At 57.0% G+C, this 15,654-nt stretch carries 15 protein-coding genes and 1 pseudogene; 12 read left to right on the top strand and 4 right to left on the bottom strand.

What is annotated here, in order from left to right; all coding sequences use genetic code 11:
• The first annotated feature begins 25 nt into the window (after window positions 1-25).
• Window positions 26-748 carry a copper homeostasis protein CutC gene (locus tag DQX05_RS06240; RefSeq protein ID WP_259391815.1) on the top strand — a complete coding sequence of 241 codons (723 nt, stop codon included), beginning with the start codon at window positions 26-28 and terminating at the stop codon, window positions 746-748.
• Between the two features lie 59 nt (window positions 749-807).
• On the opposite strand, the gene DQX05_RS06245 is transcribed toward DQX05_RS06240, so the two are convergent.
• Window positions 808-1,032: a DUF1128 domain-containing protein gene (locus DQX05_RS06245; protein WP_087440702.1), complete on the bottom strand. Its 225-nt coding sequence runs from the start codon at window positions 1,030-1,032 to the stop codon at window positions 808-810.
• Window positions 1,033-1,209: 177 nt separating this feature from the next.
• Here DQX05_RS06245 and yyaC point away from each other — a divergent pair, with 177 nt between their 5' ends.
• The 6 genes and pseudogenes from yyaC (at window position 1,210) to DQX05_RS06275 (ending at window position 8,516) form a co-directional block, all read left to right on the top strand.
• Window positions 1,210-1,761, top strand: coding sequence for a spore protease YyaC (gene yyaC, locus DQX05_RS06250; RefSeq protein WP_119791847.1), 552 nt, complete (start codon window positions 1,210-1,212; stop codon window positions 1,759-1,761).
• 488 nt (window positions 1,762-2,249) lie between these two features.
• Window positions 2,250-3,023: pseudogene (locus DQX05_RS06255) on the top strand (alpha/beta fold hydrolase); the annotation flags it as partial.
• A 219-nt stretch (window positions 3,024-3,242) separates the two neighbouring features.
• Entirely contained in the window at window positions 3,243-3,974 is a 732-nt protein-coding gene (locus tag DQX05_RS06260) for a DUF6483 family protein (protein ID WP_119791849.1), read from the top strand.
• Window positions 3,975-4,342: 368 nt separating this feature from the next.
• A complete protein-coding gene (locus DQX05_RS06265) occupies window positions 4,343-5,008 on the top strand; it encodes a PilZ domain-containing protein (RefSeq protein WP_119791851.1) in 666 nt (221 codons plus the stop codon).
• Between the two features lie 46 nt (window positions 5,009-5,054).
• Entirely contained in the window at window positions 5,055-6,446 is a 1,392-nt protein-coding gene (locus DQX05_RS06270; RefSeq protein ID WP_259391816.1) for a glycerol-3-phosphate responsive antiterminator, read from the top strand.
• Window positions 6,447-6,551: 105 nt separating this feature from the next.
• Window positions 6,552-8,516, top strand: coding sequence for an O-antigen ligase family protein (locus tag DQX05_RS06275; RefSeq protein WP_119791853.1), 1,965 nt, complete (start codon window positions 6,552-6,554; stop codon window positions 8,514-8,516).
• 433 nt (window positions 8,517-8,949) lie between these two features.
• Here DQX05_RS06275 and DQX05_RS06280 read toward each other — a convergent pair whose 3' ends face one another.
• Window positions 8,950-9,894 carry a D-2-hydroxyacid dehydrogenase gene (locus tag DQX05_RS06280; RefSeq protein ID WP_119791854.1) on the bottom strand — a complete coding sequence of 315 codons (945 nt, stop codon included), beginning with the start codon at window positions 9,892-9,894 and terminating at the stop codon, window positions 8,950-8,952.
• Between the two features lie 171 nt (window positions 9,895-10,065).
• Here DQX05_RS06280 and DQX05_RS06285 point away from each other — a divergent pair, with 171 nt between their 5' ends.
• Window positions 10,066-11,082 carry an LLM class flavin-dependent oxidoreductase gene (locus DQX05_RS06285; RefSeq protein ID WP_119791855.1) on the top strand — a complete coding sequence of 339 codons (1,017 nt, stop codon included), beginning with the start codon at window positions 10,066-10,068 and terminating at the stop codon, window positions 11,080-11,082.
• 36 nt (window positions 11,083-11,118) lie between these two features.
• Here DQX05_RS06285 and DQX05_RS06290 read toward each other — a convergent pair whose 3' ends face one another.
• On the bottom strand, window positions 11,119-11,430 hold the full coding sequence (locus DQX05_RS06290; RefSeq protein ID WP_119791920.1) for a dehydrogenase: 312 nt from the start codon (window positions 11,428-11,430) through the stop codon (window positions 11,119-11,121).
• A gap of 78 nt (window positions 11,431-11,508) precedes the next feature.
• Window positions 11,509-11,961 (bottom strand): cupredoxin domain-containing protein, encoded by a 453-nt coding sequence (locus DQX05_RS06295; RefSeq protein ID WP_119791856.1) that lies wholly within the window; start codon window positions 11,959-11,961, stop codon window positions 11,509-11,511.
• Window positions 11,962-12,161: 200 nt separating this feature from the next.
• Here DQX05_RS06295 and uptA point away from each other — a divergent pair, with 200 nt between their 5' ends.
• From uptA to DQX05_RS06315, 4 genes are all read left to right on the top strand, one after another.
• Complete coding sequence (gene uptA, locus DQX05_RS06300) at window positions 12,162-12,773, top strand: undecaprenyl phosphate transporter UptA (protein WP_119791857.1); 612 nt, start codon at window positions 12,162-12,164, stop codon at window positions 12,771-12,773.
• A 2-nt stretch (window positions 12,774-12,775) separates the two neighbouring features.
• A complete protein-coding gene (locus DQX05_RS06305) occupies window positions 12,776-13,342 on the top strand; it encodes a thioredoxin family protein (RefSeq protein ID WP_119791922.1) in 567 nt (188 codons plus the stop codon).
• Window positions 13,343-13,438: 96 nt separating this feature from the next.
• A complete protein-coding gene (locus DQX05_RS06310) occupies window positions 13,439-14,062 on the top strand; it encodes an MBL fold metallo-hydrolase (protein ID WP_119791858.1) in 624 nt (207 codons plus the stop codon).
• A gap of 357 nt (window positions 14,063-14,419) precedes the next feature.
• Complete coding sequence (locus DQX05_RS06315) at window positions 14,420-15,625, top strand: M24 family metallopeptidase (protein WP_119791859.1); 1,206 nt, start codon at window positions 14,420-14,422, stop codon at window positions 15,623-15,625.
• Window positions 15,626-15,654 lie beyond the last annotated feature (29 nt).

The following is a 15,654-nucleotide window of genomic DNA, read 5'->3' on the forward strand; positions in this document are numbered from 1 at the left end:
CCCCAAGCGAAGGCGGGAACACAACATGGAGAGAGGCAGGGGGATGAAGATGAAGCAAGTGCTGCTGGAAGTGATAGGGACGACACGGGAAGAGGTGGTGACGGCGGCCCGGAACGGGGCGGATCGAATTGAACTGATTACCGCCATTACCGAAGGCGGGCTGACGCCGAGCCTCGGACTCGTGCAAGAGGCCGTGGAGGCAGTGGACATTCCGGTCAACGTCATGATCCGGCCGCACAGCCGCTCTTTTCAATATGATGCGGATGATATGCGAACGATTGTGGCTGATGTGCGGCTCATCCGTTCCACTGGAGCGAACGCGATCGTATTCGGCGCCCTGACGCCGGAAGGAACGATAGACAAGGCAGCCCTGGAGCAGGTCTTGGAGGCTGCCGACGGTCTGCCGATGACCTTCCATCGGGCCGTAGACGAGACGAGGGACATCTATGAAGCGCTCGATGTGCTGCTCAGGTATCCTCAGATTACGAGCGTGCTGACCTCGGGAGGACAGCCAAGTGCCTTGCAGGCGACTGATGTGATCGCCGAGATGGTCCGGCGCGCGGAAGGATCCTCGCTGGCGATTCTGGCCGGCAGCGGGCTTACGGTGGAGTCGGTGGGCGGATTCATTCAGGAGACGGGCGTCCGCCATGTCCATTTCGGATCGAATGTAAGGCAGGGGACGCGGGCACTGTCGCCGATCGATCCCGAGCGGCTGTCGGGTCTGGCCGCGCTGCTTCGCACGGTATAGATGTCCAATCCCGCCCTTGACCGGCTGCCGGCCCAGCCGGCCCGGTCAAGAGCAGGAACTCACCCCCGGCGCAGGCGGCCGAGCTCGGAGACGAGCGCTTCCATTTCGCTGATGCTGTACGACGACTTGCTCATGACGATATCGTATACGTCCTTAATATCGTCATACTGCTCCACAGAGAAGGCGGAGGGCTGCATCGCGGCTGCTGTCGCCATCTTCAGTCGCCCCTTTATCGCCTCAATCATCAATTCCACGTTCTGTTGCGTTTTTTCATTGGTAATCATGCTATTCCTCCTCGAACGGTTGTGAACAACCTGCTCGTATTGTATCACGAATGCGGCGGAAACAGAACGAACTCCGGGGATGCGCTCTGCGCCAGCCGGCCTGCGGGATAGGCTTGGCATGGCAGGAAATGTGAAGTACAATAAGGCATCATGAAGATGAAAAGGAGTACGCAACCGATGCAGCTCAATTTATTTCCGCCCCTGGATTCCCGGTCCGCGGAGCGGCGGCAGAAGATGGCTGGAGCACAGCTATCCGGTTTTCTGCAATCGGTGGCTGCGGCGCATCCGTCCGAGCCGATCATGTTCATCTGTATCGGAACCGACCGTTCAACGGGAGACGCGCTTGGCCCGCTGGTTGGAACAAGGCTGCGGGAGAGCGGATGGACGAATGTGATCGGCTGTCTGGACGAGCCTTGCGATTCGTCCAATCTGGAGGCGAGGCTCGCCGAATTGCCGGAGAATCTCCTCACCATTGCGATTGACGCCTGCCTGGGCCATCCTTCGACGGTAGGCTATTATCTGGCCGGCAATCAGCCGCTGCTTCCCGCAGAGTCGGTTGGTATGGCGCTCCCTGCCGTAGGCAGATACAGCATCGCCGCCGTCGTCAATACGAACGGACCGAAGCCGTATTGGACCCTTCAGACAACCTCTCTCCGCTTCGTGATGAAGATGGCGCATGAACTGGCGGATGCGATTTTGCAATCTTTTCCAGGTAATCGTCAGGAATAAAAACGGTATTTTCCCCATATGAATGATGTCGTGGGCCTGGGGAGGGATCTCGTACGACAGGTTCGGATACAGAATAAAGAGCCGGACCCGACATCCGACTCTTTGGCACTGATCGCGGTAACCCCTATGTGTGATCCGTTCCTGGCATGAACGGATCATTTTTTATCCTGCCGGTCCGTCAGCTTAATGATGAGCTGAACCAGGCCGAGCACAAACGCACTCGTGGCGAAGAACATTTCGAACCCTTCCATTTTGGTCACCTCCCTTCGCGGCTGGACAACAAATACTGGTGCAGACACTGCGCCATAGAAGGTGCTGATTCAGCAATATACAATTTGTGTAATCTTATTCTATATCTATGTAGAAAAAGCGTTTCATAGAATCCATCTGTAGGAAATTTTGAATTTTTTTGCACTTTGTGACAAGCATTCATAATATACAACGACGTGCATACGATGCGCGGCGCATACGGAAAAGAGGAGATAGCTATGCCAACGATCGCGGTTCATCCACAATTCAGCATGCATATGGAGGAGCAGGGCCAGGGGCCGGCCGTCGTACTGCTGCACGGGTTCTGCGGCAGCTCGCGGTACTGGGCGGATCTAGCGCCGCTGCTGGCAGGAAGCTGCCGCGTCATTACGCCGGACCTGAGAGGCCATGGGACATCGGATGCGCCTGTCGGTCCCTACACAATCGAGCAAATGGCGGACGATGTGCTCCACTTGGCCGATACGCTCGGCCTGGATCAATTCGTGCTGCTGGGCCATTCGTTGGGAGGGTATATTACGCTGTCATTCGCGCAGCGGCATGCGCACCGCTTGAAGGGATTCGGGCTGATCCACTCGACCGGGAAGCCGGACACGGAGGAGGGCAAGCAGAAGCGGCTTGCGACCGTAGAAGCGCTCCAGCGGCATGGCATCGTTCCGGTCGTGGACGATCTCGTGCCGAAGCTGTTTGCCGAGGATAGCGGCCTGGGAGAGGCTATCGACAAGGCGAAGGAGATTGGCTATTCCACGCCGCCTCAAGGCGCGATCGGCGCGGTGCTCGCGATGCGCGAACGGCCCGACCGCACGGCGGTCCTGCAGGCGACCACGCTTCCGGTGCTGCTCGTGGCTGGGGAGAAGGATCGGATTGTCGCGCCGGAGAACGTATTCACCGCGGCGGGAGACCATATCGAGCGCGTCATCCTCGAAGGGGTCGGCCATATGGGCATGATGGAGGCACCGGAGAAGCTGGCGGCCGCGATTCGTTCCTTCATGGACAATGCATACGACAGGCGGCCGAATGATAGACAGGCCCTTGTGAGAACGGGAGTGCTGCACCCTTGTGGACAGTACTCTTTGTGCGTTATACTGGATGTAATTTTTGTGCAAATTAGACAATTATCAAAACGAATTCTTCTGCTACCCGATCATGATTATCACCGTTAGTTTTAGAGGGTAGAGGCTACACCTTATCGTCTTCGGCAGGGAGGTGGATTCATGTATAGAAAAGATTATTTGCTGCGGTTGGTGCAGGAGATGACCGACCTGATCGGCAAAGCGATGAATCTGCGGCAGCAGAAAAAACGAACGGAGCTGCTGTTCGAGTGGGACGAGCTGCTGCGGGAACGGTTCCGCATCAATGGCGATCTGTCCGACCGGCTGACCGGAGAGGACTTGATTCACCTGTTCCGGACCAACGGGCGTCTCCATGCCGACGAACTTCAGGCCTTCGCGATCCTGCTCAATGAACGGGCGAAGCTTGAACGGGAGAAGGAAATGGCGGAACGCCATGAGATGCCTATCAGTGACGCTTCCCGTTCTGGACCGGATGATGTCGCCATCGAGGACCTGTATGTCCGGCGTTCCATCAAAAGCCTGCATCTGCTGCTCGAGGCGATGTTGCATGGCAGCGATCGGCGGCTGCTTCCCATCATGGAGACGACGGATCGCCTGCTGTTGGAGCTGAAGGGCTACAGGCTGCCGGACGAGCTGCTTGAGCGACTGTGGCCTTGGCTCGAGCGGGAAGGCCGCTATGCTGAGGCTGAGGATGCGCTGTTCCGTTGGGTTCGGCAGGCCGCCGGCCAGCCGGAGGAAGCGGAGCGGCGCAAGCGCCAGGGAGCACGATTCTATGAACACCTCGCGGAATGTCCGGATGAAGCGCTAGAGCGGGGCGGCCTGCCTCGCGAAGAACTGGCCGACGGCCGCGCCGATCTGGAGGCGATTCAATGAACCCGGCCTTGGCCGGCCTGGGCGTGTGCCGACAGGCGACTCATGCAAGCCCGTTTTTCGCAACCGAATATGCGACGTGACGATGAAGATAACGAGAACCTTGCCGAACCGCAGGGTTCTTTTTCGATCCGCGCGATCGGTTCTCTTGCGCAGAATCATAGTTCCTAAGTCCTCCGTGATAAGAAGCTCTTCACATTTACGACCGATCCGTCGATATAGAATAGTAGGTAATTCGGACTATGCATATTTTTGAATCTCTAGATACAGGAATTGCCGGATGACGAGGAGGCTTGCCTGCAGGGCCGCCTGCATAGCTCACCCGGACCGATATAACACCCTGGCGCGAGAGACATGAGGAGGTTTATTACATGGGGAATCAGGCATACACGATGGACAGCCCGGGTTTATTTTCGGGAGCTTTGTTGAACTGCAGAACTGTGATCGAAGGCAGTGGCTGCGTGGCAACGGGTATGTTATCTTATATGGAAGGCGACCTGATTGAGATTGAATTGCCTCAATTCGAACACTTCGAATTGGGGGAGCAAGTCAAAGTTACGATCTATTCCGGAATGGGCATCGTCAATTTTTTCACCAAAATCATCGCCCGGAACGAGGGCTCCCTGCTGCTCATCCATCCGCCTCAGCAGCAGCAGCGGTTTACGGACAAGCGCGAGTCGCCGCGGGTCATTATCCGCAAGCATGGCTTCATCCATTCCGAAGCCGCGTCACAGAAGAACCGGAGCGCCGCTTCTAGCGGAACCCCGATACACCTGATCGATATTAGCCTGACCGGCGTAGGCTTCACGATGAACGAAGGCGAGCCGCTGCGCGAAGGCATGCGGGTCGAGGCGGAGCTTCATTTGGGCTTCACCTTGCCCTGCCGCCTCAAGATTACGCACCGTTCCCGTCATTCCGAGGGGATGCTGTACGGAGCCAACCTGGAAGGCCTCGACGAAGGCTCGCTCCGCTCTCTGCGCGCATTCATCCTGCGCGAACAGATCACGGCTTATGTGAATAAGAAGCAGAATATATAGATAACATGTCGGCACGATATCCCTTTTTGAAGAAAGGAGAAGCAATTTGAAAATATCATCCTTACGGTATTTCCTAACTTGCTGCGGACTAGCTGTATTCGGCCTCATGTTATTTCTTCTTCCAGCAACTGCAGAAGCCGGAACGGTATTCCCGTCGAAGCAGATCGATTCCTATAATGTAGAATTGGAGGCGGGCCCGAAATATGTTCCGACTCCGCTAAGCGTCACGGAAGCAACTTACACCCAGACCGTCAACCTCGACCCGGCAGTGGCGGAAGTCTCGGTCGATCCGGTTCTGGGCCAATATGCGATTACAGCCAAAACCTACGGCACGACCACCATCGAATATAAATGGACCACCGCAGAAAATGCAGAACTCGTACATAAGTTCACGGTCACGGTTGATTTTGGCGGGATCGCGCCGCGTGTTCGAACAGGTATTGAAGAAGATAGTTATTTCGATATGAAAGAAAAGTTAATTCCGAAAACAATCAATTTAAATAACTTGTTTAACGGTAATATCGATTTTATACAAACTTCATTCACTCTAACTCAAACCCATGATTTATTTAACGTAGTACCGGGCTTCCAAAATTCAAGCAGTACTTATTTTTATTTATACAACCTAAACGAAGGAACAACTAGAATAACGATCAAAGCTACGGACAGAAACGGCTACAACGCATCCTACTTCTTTGACGTCTCGACCAACTGGGATCCCGTCTTTCAGCCGAAGCCGGACATGACCTTGGTTCAGGGGAAGGAGTACACCTTCAATTTGAACGACATGCAGGTCTTCACGGATGCAGATAATGACACACTGCATTACACTATCGATCCGGCAACTGGAGTAACCGCGTCCGTTAATGGGGATATGTTGACCATTACGTCCAGTATCGAGCAGGAGTTCACGTTGACGATCCGGGCCGATGACGGCCGGAACGGGAAGGCTGCCGGCGCGCTTAATTTCAAGGCTTGGCGCTCGGAGGAGGTGGGCATTGCGGGGACCTATCCGGAGACGCAGAACATGATCCGATTTACCCAGGTCGCTCAAGGGAGATACGTGCTCGCTCCCCTCAGAACCACGATGCCCAGCGAGACGGAGCTGCTGGGGTGGATAAATGATGGACAAGCGCGGGCTGCGGATTCAGACGGGGATCTTGAATTTGCAATCGATGAAATCAATGAGCTGAATCAAAAGCTTCCGGCCTTGCAGGCAGACACTTACGGGCTTTATCTCTATGACTCTTCTAATAATATTACTCTCGACAGAGTCGTGCATCTTATCGGCATCGATGTCGTGCGAAGCCAGTTAGAGCAAATCGACCGTGACCATGAAAATAACGGGCTGGATATTATGGATGCCCATAGATGGTTACTGATCTACAATAATACGTATTTCAACGCGAAAGTCATTCTGTCGCTGCTTCCATCTTAACATCGGAATTGTGCGTCAGGACCTACAGGCTAACCTTAGGGTTGGCCTTTTGCTATTATGAGCAAAATAATAGAGATAGATCAAGCGATAGGTGGAGAAGAACGCATGAACGATGTAAGGGAACGCAACGAAGGATGGAGCGCGGCGGCTGCCGGGGCGACAGCAGGCATACTGCTGTTAACGCTGTGGCTGAACGGCTTGTTCTATAACCAGGATACTGTCATGATATCCGCTCTAATGTGCGCTGCAGCTGTTGCGCTACTTCTTATGAGGCGCTCAGTTCTATCCGCTGCCATTCTGCTGCCGTTCGTTCTCCTGATCGCCTATGGCATCGTCCGTTTCCTCGATCCGGCGAGCGTGAATGGCACTCATATGCAGATGATTCGCTATGCGATGTATACCGGGTGGGCAGTAGTGATATCCGCGTTATTTTGCCGGCGAACCTCTGACACATCATGGACAAAAGGACTGCAGGCTCTCATCGTCGTTGGCATCATTAACAGCCTGAGTTCGCTCCTAATGCTGGGTGGATGGCTGCCTTATGCAGCCGGCGTCATGACAAGCGAGAATGTTGAAATTTCCGCCTGGGGATTCCGCCTGGGCGGATACCTGCAATATCCGAATACCCTCGGAGCGGTAACGGGAGCTTTTCTGCTCCTTCAGCTTTATCTTGTTCAGACCGCTTCCAGCTTCCGGGCGCGTACGGCAGCGCTGCTGCCCGTCCTTCCTCACATGGCCGTCCTGTTACTGACGGAGTCCCGGGGCTCGTGGCTGGTCGTCGCTTTTGTATGGACTGTCGGGCTGTTATTTTTGCATAAAAGACGGCGCGCTTCTATCGCGTTTGCCGCTCGTTCGGCAGCCTGGGGGTTCGCCGGGGCTGCGAGTGCCGCTTCCTTGTGGCCGGATCTTCGCGATATGATTCCGTTAGCCGTGGCGGCGGCCTGGGCGGGATCAATAGGGGGAGAGGCGCTGCTTCACCGTCTGCGGCATTCCCGCAGGCTCGGAATCGTATGCTCATACTTGATTGCGGCGGCACCTGCTGTGATTGGCCTGGTGTTAATGCCACAGGGATCATCCGAGCGCCTCACGGATCATTATGCGACAGCAGGCGCGCGGACGCAGTTCTACCGCGATGCGGTGACATTGTGGTGGGAGCATCCATGGTTCGGCGCGGGCGGGGAGGCCTGGCGGCAGCAGTTCGCGCGCATTCAGAGCGAGCCCTATGTCGGCAAAGAGGTGCACAGCAGCCTTTTCGACCTGCTGCTCGACGTCGGCGTCCTTGGAACGGTGCCTGCCCTCATACTGGCCGCGGCGGCGCTCTATATTGCTTGGCGCCGTCACCGGGGGCTGGCCATGGCCGCGGCCGTGCTCCTGCTGCATAGCGCAGTCGACTTCGACATGGCCTTCGGCTTCTTCGCGCTGCTGCTCCTTGCCTTGCTGGCGCTCGCGGCAGGCGCGGACGAGCCGGGCCATGACAGGCCGCCCTTGCGCCTGAGCCGTACGGCGCCGCTTATACTGGCGCTGCCGCTTGGCGCCGCATGCTTACTGGCGGCTGTGCACGCCGTGGCCCAGCCGCTCGCGGACGCCGACGGCACGCTGGCGTTGAAGCTGACGCCAGCTGACACCGAGCTTCGCATCGCGGTGTCACGGACCCTGCCGCCGGAAGAGGCCGTCGCCATGCTGGCAGAAGGCCGCCGCTATGAACGGAGCGGCTTCGCTCTCTATCGCGAGCTTGCCTTGGCGAGCAGCAGCCTCGGCCGGGCAGGGGATGAAGCCGGCTATTGGCGGGAGGCCATCGCTTGCGCCCCGTTCGACCGCGACCTGCGGACAGAAGCGATTGAGCGGCTGGGCGAACAGGCACGTCACGCCGCGCTGACCGGTGACCGCGAGAAGGCCAAAATATTGGCGGCTGCTGCCGAAGACTTGTACCGTAGCTATGAAGCCGAGGTCCAGCGCGTCGAAGCGATGCCGAATGCCGCCAATGACAAGAATTTTGCGATGACCGAGGAGGCCAAACGTGCGCATATGGCCATCGTGCCGCTTCTTGGCTTTACTAATGACCGGCGATAATCCGCCTGCAATCGTGGGAGGGGATTATCTGTCGGTTGTTTTTTTGGTTGGCTTCTCATGTGTTGTGTCGAATCCGAAACATGTCCTGTAGAGCTCTTTGATCCACTCTCCCATTTACTCAGAAAAAGAAAATGACTAAATGCCTGATAGGTTATTCTCACGCTAATCTTCCTTATATATTGCTGACTTAGCCAAATGCCCCTCCCTGCACTAGCGAGCCTGAGTTAATGGGAGACTGAGCAAAAGGCCCGCGAACCCGCTTTGCATACCGAGCCTGAGTCAATGGGAGACCGAGCAAAAGGCCCGCAAACCCCCTTGCATACTGAGCCTGAGTCAATGGGAGACTGGCCAAAAGAGAGACAGAGCCTCCTAACCCAATCCCAGATGAATATCGATAAAAACCGGGGGGGCGGCGCCCTCCGGTTTTTTCGTGTCAGTATTGGCGGTCGTAATCGACGTGATTTCGGGCGGGGGAGCCCGTCTCGAGGTAAACCGCCAGATTTTCGAGGAATAATGCCGTGACTTTTTCCTTAAGACGGTCGGTATTCCCTCCGGTATGCGGCGTAATGATCACGTTGTCCAGCGACCAGAGGGGATGATCTTCCGGCAGCGGCTCGGTCTCGAACACGTCCAGGCCCGCGCCAGCCAGATGGCCATTCGTCAAGGCCTCGACGAGCGCATCGGTGCGGACCGATGCGCCGCGGCCGACGTTCACGAAGAAGGCGCCTTGCTTCATGGCGGCGAAGCGGGCTTCGTCGAACAAGCCGTCTGTCTCCGTAGTCTTCGGGAGCACGTTAACAATGACGTCGCTGGCGGCAAGCGCCTCGTCCAGCTTGTCCAGTGTAAGGACGGCATCGACATGCTCTGCCGGGCGAGCGGTTCGGCGCACGCCGATGACGCGCATGCCGAAGGCTTGGGCCAGGCGGGCAACCTCGGTGCCGATGCTGCCAAGTCCGATAACGGCCATCGTACGGCCGTTCAGCTCGGTGAAGTGGCCTGCCTTATCCCAGTGGCGACGCCCCTGATTGCGAATCGCGCGCGGCAGCTCGCGCGTGTAGGCGAGCAGCATGGCGAACACCGTCTCGGCCATCGGGACGGTATGGACCCCGCTCGCGGTGGTCAGCATAACCTCCCGCTGCTTCAGCTTCTCGAACGGCATATAATCGGCCCCGGATGACCATAATTGGATCCAGCGCAGCTTGCTTCCGGCCGCCAATCCTGTCTCCGCAGCCGCATCGCACCAGCCGAATATCACTTCGGCATCGCGGAATTCGGCTGGATCCAGATCCTTCGGCCGCCCGAAGATGATATGCCAATCCGGTGCCGCAGCCCGGATGCCGGCTTCCTGCTCAGGCGCTAGTCCGTGCAAACATATCATTTTACGCACAGCTTGTCCTCCTTTATCATCACATATCTCTTCTTCAACATTCCCCGTTTCGAGGGGGATTTCCTCTTTTACCCGAAATAAGCTACTATATAACGTATAACGGCTATGGAAACCATAGCAATTGCATAGGTTCTACTCCATACGAGCAAGGAGGCCCGCGACATGAACATCGGAATTCTTGATCAATCCCCTATACTGCCAGGGGAGAATGCGACAGATGCATTCCGGCACACGCTGCGGCTGGCCGCGCATGCCGACCGGCTTGGCTTCAGCCGATATTGGGTGTCGGAGCATCACGATGCAACTGGGCTGGCCGGTTCCTCTCCGGAAGTGCTGATTGCCTCGATTGCGGCCCATACGAAGCGGATTCGGGTCGGCTCCGGCGGCGTGCTGCTTCCGCATTACAGTCCGTACAAGGTGGCGGAGAATTTTCACGTGCTGGCGTCGCTCTATCCCGGGCGGATTGATCTCGGCATCGGGCGCGCTCCGGGGGGAATGCCGCTCGCGACGCGGGCCCTCCGCTATGGCCGGCCTGCCGCTGCCGATTATGAGACCACCTTCGACAGGGCGCTCTCGGATCTTGGCGGCTTCCTGAAGCATGACCTTCCTGCGGAGCATCCGCTGCACGGTCTGAAGGCGACGCCGATCCCCGAGCAGGCGCCGGAAGTATGGCTGCTTGGATCGAGCGGCTATAGCGGAAGAAAAGCTGCGGAAATGGGGGCTTCGTTCTCGTTCGCCCACTTCATTAACGGGGAAGGCGGAGAGGAGGTCGTCCGCGCTTATTATGATGCGTTCCGCCCCGGGCCGCTCGGCGACAAGCCGCGAGCGAACGCTTGCATCATAGTTATCTGCGCCGATTCGGATGAGGAAGCGGAGAGGCTGGCAACTTCCGTCGATTTGCGGCTGCTGCTGCTCGATCGGGGGGATTCGAGGGCGACGTTCGTCTCTCCGGAGGAAGCGGCGGCCTTTCCCTATACGGAGTGGGATCGGGAGCGGATCCGGTACAATCGCGGCCGGATGATTGTCGGCGGACCGGATAAGGTGAAGCGGGACTTGGAGGCATTTGTGGAGCGGTACGGTATTGACGAGGTGATCGCCATGACGGTGACGTATGACTTCGAGGCGAGAGTCCGATCGTATGAACTGCTCGGGGGGATGTTCCGCCTGCATAGGGAATAAGCCGGTTCGCATCGGGCGGCCGGCTGTTCGAGCTGCCTATCCGCCGAAGGCTTGGCGGAAGCTGGCGGAGAGCTTATTCGTATCGACCTCCCATAGGGCGGCAAGCTCCTCGCATACGGCTTCGTCCCACCAGTCTGACAGCTTCTTGCGGTTGGCGTGATTTTCGTGAATCCATATCAGATTGCCAATTACTTTGCGGTAATAGAGCTCTTCGCCTTCCTTCCGTTTGTCTTCCGGAATCCAGACATTCATGCGCTTGATCGTGCGGTACAGCTCGTTGCTGCAAGCCCGGCGGATGCCCCGGGCGGTAGGCAGGGCAGCGTTGTGGCGCTGTCTCGGTGTCTTCATGGTCATTGGCCCCTTTCCATCAGGTTGTGTTATACCATATGCAGGATGGGGGCCCGCTGCCAGAAAGATCTCCTGCCGCTAATCGACCACGATGTACCCGATCATCGGACCGTTGCTGGCCGCATCGGCATGCGTCGTGCAGACGATGCGGTAAATCCCTTCCTTCGCGGTGAACCGAATGATCGTCTCCTTGTTTTTTTCGATCGTGCCGGAGATACCCAGCCCTTCAATCACGAAATCATGGCGGTGTCCGTTCACGCCCCGGATACGAAGCTCGACGCGATCGCCTTCGTTCGCGTTCACCGTGCCGGGAGCAAATTGATACGCTTCGATCTCGGTTCCGTCCTCAAGGGTGGACTTGAATTCGCCCGTCACCATATGCAGGATGCGGGTCTCTTGGGGGGCGGCTTGCGCAGCCTGCTCCATCCGTATCGATTCGTACCGCCAGAAGGCGGCGCCGACCATGATGGCGGCGATGGCGAGCAAGCCGATGCGCCATTGCTTAGGGGTGATGACCCAGAAATTAGCCATAAATGTGAACCTCCTCGACATGTATTCGGAAAGCTTGGAGTACGGAAAATCTGTGTAAGAGAGCGAATATGGCCATGCTGTCCAGCTAGTCCATATGTATGCCGGAGAGGGTGGCAACATGAGCCCTGCCGATTGATTGCTTTAGGGTCATGTCTCATCGTATGATAGAATATACTGGTAGCAAAAAGAGGAGATGGGACATGGAATTCTTGCACCAAATTGTGACCTCACTATTGCATTGGGTGCAGCAATTGGGAGAATGGGGAATCATGCTTGGCCTGATGATAGAGGTTATTCCAAGTGAGATTGTACTTGCCTATGGAGGTTATCTCGTCTCGATTCAACAGATTACCTTTGTGGAAGCGGTCATCTTCGGCGTCATCGGCGGGGTTATTGCTCAACTTTTCGTCTATTGGATTGGCAGGTACGGGGGAAGACCTGTGCTCGAACGGTATGGCAAATACATCCTCATCCAGCCGCATCATATTGCGAAATCGGAAGAATGGTTCCAAAAATATGGGACAGGCGTTATCTTCACGGCCCGCTTCGTTCCGGTCGTACGGCATGCCATCTCCATTCCGGCGGGCATCTCCAAAATGAATGTGTGGCGATTCACGATCCTGACGACGCTGGCGGTCATCCCGTGGACGATACTGTTCGTTTATTTAGGCTTCGTGCTGGGCGATAAATGGGAGCAAATCAACGACGTGGCCGGCCAATGGGTCAAGCCGTTCATTCTCGTTGCCCTGGCCCTGTTTATCGTGTATGTTGTCATTAAATATACGTATGCCAAAAAGAAAGCGGGGAAATGAATATGGCCAAGAGCGTAGCCGATGTTATGGGAAAAGGAATTCGGCCCCAAGCCTTTGTGGACGGGATGCAAAAGAACAAGGAGGCCTTCGTCTCCTGGTATGACCAATTTGCATGGGCGGATGAAGAGGACAAATCTTTCTTCGAGTCGCTGCAATACCGCGACGACCTGCGCTGCCTTATCCTAGCGGCGGATTGGTGCGGCGATGTCGTCCGCAACGTGCCGGTCGTCTTCCGTGCGATGGAAGCGGCACAGATCGAGACGGAAGTGCTGATTATGGAGCAATTCCCGGAGACGATGGATCATTTCCTTACGATGGGCGGCCGTTCGGTGCCGGTTGTCATCTTCGCCGATACCGGCGGGCATGTTCTCGGCCAGTGGGGGCCGCGCCCGAGCGATGTGCAGGCGCATATGATCCGCTTCAAGCAGGAGAATCCGGACCGGGAAGCGCAGGACTATCAGGACAAACTGAAAGTGGTAAGACAGCAAATGATGGAAACGTACGGCGAAGGCACGGGATACCAGACACGCATCGTGCGCGAGCTCAAAGAGCTGCTGTCTTCCTTTTGACATCAAGCTACGTTCAACAAGTCAACCTTTCCACAAAGTGAAACCTATGTTTGCGGTCGACTTCGCGAATAACTCTAACAAAGGCGGTGTTCTTCTATGTTACGCATTCAAAGCTATACACTCGGCCCAGTTCAGACCAACGCCTACGTGCTGATTAACGAAGATACGAAGGAAGCGGTCGTGATTGACCCTGGCATGAATCCGGAGCCGCTGCTGCAGGGACTTCAAGGATTGAAGGTGTCGGCCGTCCTGCTGACGCATGCACATTTCGATCATATCGGCGGAGTTGATGCCGTGCGTGAAGCTCACGGCTGCCCGGTCTATATTCATGAGCGGGAAGCGGACTGGCTTACGACGCCCGAGCTGAACGGTTCGAAGATGTGGCCTCAAGTCTGCCCGCCGATGTCGATGAAGCCTGCCGAGCATTTGCTGCAGGACGGACAGACGCTGGAGCTGATCGGCCATACGTTCCAGGTCATGCATACGCCGGGCCATTCTCCCGGCAGCGTCAGCTTCCTCCACGAGAAGCACCTGTTCTCGGGTGATGTGCTCTTCCGCACGTCCGTGGGACGAACGGATCTCCGTGACGGGGATATGAACGTGCTGCTCCAATCGATTCACGGCAAGCTGTTCCCGCTGGGAGATGACGTTACCGTCTATCCGGGGCATGGTCCCGAGACCCAGATCGGGTATGAGAAGGAGCATAATCCGTTTGTATAATGATGCCATGCTTGGCGAGTGGCGAGGCGGCTTGCCGGACGGAATGTCCGGACAGGCCGTCTTTCTTATTCAACGCCATCGGTCCGTTGGCGCTGATTTTGGGTTCGTGGTATGATGAGCTTAATTGAGGAACGGATGCGCATTCTGCGGGGGAATGAGGCTGGCCCTTGGGCGAAGCATGGATGGAATTCATGTTTGCGGGGCTGCACGCACAGGAACGAGGATGGATAGAAGGACAAGCGGGCACGTGAACCAGGTGAGGTTTGCGCTTTTTGTGTCCCCCGCGGAAGCATTCTCGCAAGGCGGGAGCCTCTGTCTGAATGGGGGCTTCAGTAAGCAGGGAAGGGAGCAAGATCGATGGAAGGCGTATTGAAGCGAGAAATCGAAGGACGAATTGCCCGGCTGCAGGCAGCGATGCAGGAACGAACCATGGACGGCTGTCTGATTACGCAAAATGTGGGGCTCTATTATTTTACCGGATCGATGCAGACCGGATATCTGTTCGTGCCGAAGCAGGGCGAGCCCGTCTACTTCGTCAAGCGCAGCCTGGAGCGCGCGCGGAATGAAGCCGAGGTGGCGGTCGAGCCGCTCGGCTCCTTCCGTTCCTTCGGCACGCTGCTGCAGGAGCGCTTCCCGGCGGTGTTCGCGTCCGGGCGCCCGGTTGTTGCAACGGAATATGACGTGCTTCCGGTGCAGGTGTTCGAACGGCTCCGTTCCGTGATGCCGGAGACGGCATGGATCGACGGCTCCGCGATGCTGCGCGGGCTGCGGATGGTCAAATCGCCGTGGGAAATCGACCGCATCCGCACGGCCGCCCGTGCGGCGCATCATGCGCTTGAGCAAGCGGCCGCTTATGTCCGGCCCGGCATGATGGAGCTCCAGCTTATCGCCCACATCGAGCATGTGTTCCGCATGCAGGGCCATGTCGGGTTCATCCGGATGCGCGGATATAACCAAGAGATTATTACAGGGATGGTCGCTTCGGGAGAAGCGGGGGCGGAGCCGACATACTTCGACGGCCCCGCCGGCGGCCGCGGCTTGACCCCGGCCAGCCCGCAAGGCTCCAGCCGGAAGGTCATCGCACAGAATGAACCGATTCTCGTCGATATCGGATGCTGCATCGACGGCTATGTCATCGACCAGACCCGGACGCTGGTCATTGGCAAGCTGGATGAGGACCTCGAACGGGCCTATGAGTCGTCCGAGGCGATACTCCGAGCCGCCGAAGCGAGCCTGAAGCCGGGGATGGTGTGCGAGACGCTGTATGCCGACGCGCTGAAGCTGGCCGAACAATACGGCTTGTCGGACCATTTCATGGGCTTCGGGAGCGATCAGGTCAGCTTCCTCGGCCATGGCATCGGCCTGGAGATGGACGAATGGCCAGTGCTGGCGCGCGGCTTCACGATGCCGCTTGAACCCGGGATGGTCATCGCGATCGAGCCGAAATTCACATTCCCTGGCCGAGGCGTCGTTGGCATCGAGAACACGTACCTGATTACGGACGACGGGTTCGAGAAGCTGACTACTCCGCCGGAAAGCGTATGGCGCATCGCGACGCCATAATCGGAGGGATGTAATCTGAGGCAGGATGG

The organism is Paenibacillus thiaminolyticus (genome assembly GCF_003591545.1).
Lineage (GTDB): Bacteria > Bacillota > Bacilli > Paenibacillales > Paenibacillaceae > Paenibacillus_B > Paenibacillus_B thiaminolyticus_A.

What these genes read in the sequence shown, in the direction of transcription:
- DQX05_RS06240 (WP_259391815.1), top strand. Translation starts at nt 26, where the DNA reads ATGGAGAGAGGCAGGGGGATGAAGATGAAGCAAGTGCTGCTGGAAGTG.
- DQX05_RS06245 (WP_087440702.1), bottom strand. Translation starts at nt 1,032, where the DNA reads ATGATTACCAATGAAAAAACGCAACAGAACGTGGAATTGATGATTGAG.
- yyaC (WP_119791847.1), top strand. Translation starts at nt 1,210, where the DNA reads ATGCAGCTCAATTTATTTCCGCCCCTGGATTCCCGGTCCGCGGAGCGG.
- DQX05_RS06260 (WP_119791849.1), top strand. Translation starts at nt 3,243, where the DNA reads ATGTATAGAAAAGATTATTTGCTGCGGTTGGTGCAGGAGATGACCGAC.
- DQX05_RS06265 (WP_119791851.1), top strand. Translation starts at nt 4,343, where the DNA reads ATGGGGAATCAGGCATACACGATGGACAGCCCGGGTTTATTTTCGGGA.
- DQX05_RS06275 (WP_119791853.1), top strand. Translation starts at nt 6,552, where the DNA reads ATGAACGATGTAAGGGAACGCAACGAAGGATGGAGCGCGGCGGCTGCC.
- DQX05_RS06280 (WP_119791854.1), bottom strand. Translation starts at nt 9,894, where the DNA reads ATGATATGTTTGCACGGACTAGCGCCTGAGCAGGAAGCCGGCATCCGG.
- DQX05_RS06285 (WP_119791855.1), top strand. Translation starts at nt 10,066, where the DNA reads ATGAACATCGGAATTCTTGATCAATCCCCTATACTGCCAGGGGAGAAT.
- DQX05_RS06290 (WP_119791920.1), bottom strand. Translation starts at nt 11,430, where the DNA reads ATGAAGACACCGAGACAGCGCCACAACGCTGCCCTGCCTACCGCCCGG.
- DQX05_RS06295 (WP_119791856.1), bottom strand. Translation starts at nt 11,961, where the DNA reads ATGGCTAATTTCTGGGTCATCACCCCTAAGCAATGGCGCATCGGCTTG.
- uptA (WP_119791857.1), top strand. Translation starts at nt 12,162, where the DNA reads ATGGAATTCTTGCACCAAATTGTGACCTCACTATTGCATTGGGTGCAG.
- DQX05_RS06305 (WP_119791922.1), top strand. Translation starts at nt 12,776, where the DNA reads ATGGCCAAGAGCGTAGCCGATGTTATGGGAAAAGGAATTCGGCCCCAA.
- DQX05_RS06310 (WP_119791858.1), top strand. Translation starts at nt 13,439, where the DNA reads ATGTTACGCATTCAAAGCTATACACTCGGCCCAGTTCAGACCAACGCC.
- DQX05_RS06315 (WP_119791859.1), top strand. Translation starts at nt 14,420, where the DNA reads ATGGAAGGCGTATTGAAGCGAGAAATCGAAGGACGAATTGCCCGGCTG.